Annotated in this window: 1 protein-coding gene; it reads left to right on the top strand. The window is 46.8% G+C overall.

The window, feature by feature from the left end; all coding sequences use genetic code 11:
• A partial coding sequence (gene trmD, locus DPQ23_RS15250) for a tRNA (guanosine(37)-N1)-methyltransferase TrmD (RefSeq protein ID WP_112875597.1) occupies positions 1–639 on the top strand: 639 nt, incomplete at both ends.

Here is a 639-nt window from a genome sequence, read left to right on the forward strand (position 1 = left end):
GTGCGGTAAAACAAGATCTTCTGCAAATTCAATGCTGGAATCCTCGCGATTTCACGTTTGATAAACATAAAACGGTTGATGATCGCCCTTACGGCGGCGGACCGGGAATGTTAATGATGGTGCAGCCTTTGCGTGATGCGATTCATGCAGCAAAGCAGGCGGCAAAAGCGGAAGACGGTGTAGAGGCAAAAGTTATTTATCTCTCACCGCAAGGGCGTAAGCTGGATCAACAAGGTGTGAAAACACTGGCTTCAAATCAGAAACTGATTTTAATTTGTGGACGATACGAAGGGGTTGATGAACGATTGATTCAAACGGAAGTTGATGAAGAATGGTCGATCGGTGATTATGTGCTTACAGGGGGCGAATTGCCTGCAATGACGTTGATTGACGCCGTTGCGAGATTTGTGCCCGGAGTGTTAGGTAAACAGGCCTCTGCAGATGAAGATTCATTTGCGACAGGTTTATTGGATTGTCCGCATTACACTCGCCCGGAAATGTTAGACGGTATTCCTGTTCCCGAAGTGCTGATGTCGGGTCATCACGAAAATATTCGTAAATGGCGATTAGAACAATCGCTTGAACGTACGTGGTTAAGACGCCCTGAGCTATTGGATAGCCTAGCTCTGACTGACGAAC

Source organism: Paracoccus endophyticus (genome assembly GCF_003286075.1).
Lineage (GTDB): Bacteria > Pseudomonadota > Alphaproteobacteria > Rhodobacterales > Rhodobacteraceae > Paracoccus > Paracoccus endophyticus.